Consider the following 2,644-nt stretch of genomic DNA (forward strand, 5'->3'; position numbering starts at 1 on the left):
TCAACGAGGCCGTTGTCGCGCTGTTGCCCCACGTGAACGCACAGAAAGACCAATTTAAGGCCCAGGGCATTGCCAACCTGCTGTGGGCCATAGCGAAACTGGTGGACAACGGGCTGGAGCGGACACCAGGGCTCAACGAGGCCGTGGTCGCGCTGTTGCCCCACGTGAACGCACAGAAAGACCAGCTTGAGGTCCAGGGCATTGCCAACCTGCTGTGGGCCATGGCGAAACTGGTGGACAACGGACTGGAACAGACACCAGAACTCAACGAGGCCGTGGCCGCCCTTTTGCCCTTCGTGAACGCACAGAAAAACCAACTTAATGCCCAGGCCATTGCCAACCTGCTGTGGGCCATGGCGAAACTGGTGGACAACGGGCTGGAGCAGACACTGTGGCTCAACGAGGCCGTGGCCGCCCTGTTGCCCCTTGTGAACGCACAGAAAGACCAATTTATTCCTCAGCATATCGCCAACCTGCTGTGGGCCATGGCGAAACTGGTGGACCACGGGCAGAAGCAGACACAGGCGCTCAACGAGGCTGTGGTCGCCTTGTTGCCCCTCGTGAATGCACAGAAAAACCAATTTAATGCCCAGGCCATTGCCAACCTGCTGTGGGCCATTACGAAACTGGTGGACAACAGGCAGGAGTGGACACCAGAGTTCAAAGCGGCCGTGGCCGCCCTGTTGCCCCTCGTGAACGCACAGAAAAACCAACTTAATGCCCAGGGAATCGCCAACCTGTTGTGGGCCATGGCGAAACTGGTGGACAACGGGCTGGAGCGGACACCCGGGCTCAACGAGGCCGTGGCCGCCCTGCTGCCCCACATGAACGCAAAGAAAAACCAACTTAATGCCCAGGCCATTGCCAACCTGCTGTGGGCCATGGCGAAACTGGTGGACAATGAGCAGAAGCAGCCACCCGGGCTCAACGAAGCCGTAGCCGCCCTGTTGCCCCTCGTGAACGCACAGAAAGACCAATTTACTCCTCAGCATATCACCAACCTGCTGTGGGCCATGGCGAAATTGGTGGACAACGGGCACGAGTGGACACCTGCGTTCAACGAGGCCGTGGCCGCCCTGTTGCCCCTCGTGAACGCACAGAAAAACCAACTTAATGCCCAGGCCATTGCCAACCTGCTGTGGGCCATGGCAAAACTGGTGGACAACGGGCACGAGTGGACACCTGCGTTCAACAAGACGGTAGCTGCACTTTTGCACCGCGTGAACGTACAGAAAGACCAATTTAAAGCCCGGGGTATCCCCAACCTGCTGTGGGCCATAGCGAAACTGGTGGACCACGGGCTGGAGTGGACACCAGGGCTCAACGAGGCCGTGGCCGTCCTTTTGCCCCTCGTGAACGCACAGAAAAACCAACTTAATGCCCAGGCCATTGTCAACCTGCTGTGGGCCATGGCGAAACTGGTGGACAACGGGCAGGAGCAGACACCAGAGTTCAAAGAGGCTGTGGCCGCGCTGTTGCCCCTCGTGAACGCACAGAAAGACCAGTTTATTCTTCAGCATATCGCCAACCTGCTGTGGGCCATGGCGAAACTGGGTGAGCTCGTTGAGTTGAACGTGGTTGCCTCTACGTTCGAATCTCTTGTGTACAGAATCAGTGAAAACCCTCAACTCCCTCAACAAGATATATCGATGTCTCTCTGGGGAGTCATGGTGTGCTGTGCCAGGTTGGCTCTGTTCTCCAATACCAATAAAAATAACGTACTTGAAAAGCACATGGATGACCTGTTGACTCGCCTGGAAAATGCCTCGCCAGATAATGAAGAGGATCAATCCATCATGATCATGGCCGCCATTTGGCTTGGCAGACAGTGTCTGGTTGTCCGCCATTACCAGACAGCCATTTCAAAAACCCAAGCCGAATTCCGCGATCGACTCCAATCATCTATTCCATCTTTGAAGATTGAAGAAGAAAAGAGTCTGAACTCATTACCTCCGGTTGACCTGCTTCTGCCAGATCACAACGTTGTGATTGAAATTCAGGGGCCGTCGCATTACGTGGGTGGTGATTTCAAAACCAGGAATGGTTCGACTCTGCTGAAAATCGCACTGCTGCAAAAAGCAGGATTTGAGGTCATTGAAATCCCGGTTATCCAGCTTTGGAGCCCGGACTCAATAAAACGATGTATTGATCAAATAAAGATCAGGGTGAACATCCCGCCACAGCGGCATGGCTCTGTATCACTTACTCAAACGCGGGGGGCAGGTAAGCGATATGTTACTGCCGATAAAGGATGGCAAGATCACTGTGACTTAACTACCGAAGGACACTCACAAAGGAAAAAGGGTAAACTAAAAAGTAGAAAAAGGAATAGAAGAAAGTAACCTCTTCCCTTCCATCATGACTCAAGAACCGTTTTCACATTTCAGGGAAGGCGGGCTTCCAACTTTTCAATACCTGTCATCCAGGATGGTATTACTGTTTGCATTCATCAACTGAACAGATCACCCCTGACAACAGCCGATGACTATCCATCCTCCTCCCTTTTGCGTTACCCTTACCTGATGCACGATAAATAAGAGAAACACGTCTGCTGTAAGTAGCTAACCATATGAAATCATATATTTCTGACTCCTTGTTCAGGCACTCTGCTTCGTTACAACTCCGGTCACATAGCTACGGCTAT

General features: G+C 53.1%; 1 protein-coding gene. It reads left to right on the forward strand.

Translation table 11 applies throughout. The features are described 5' to 3' along the window. Positions 1-2,342, forward strand: a 2,342-nt coding sequence (locus ACO6UY_RS24335) for an RAP domain-containing protein (protein WP_422491628.1), incomplete at its 5' end; no start/stop codon positions are given. Positions 2,343-2,644 lie beyond the last annotated feature (302 nt).

Origin of the sequence: Endozoicomonas sp. ALE010 (assembly GCF_049310165.1) — a bacterium.
In the GTDB taxonomy this organism is placed as follows: domain Bacteria; phylum Pseudomonadota; class Gammaproteobacteria; order Pseudomonadales; family Endozoicomonadaceae; genus Endozoicomonas.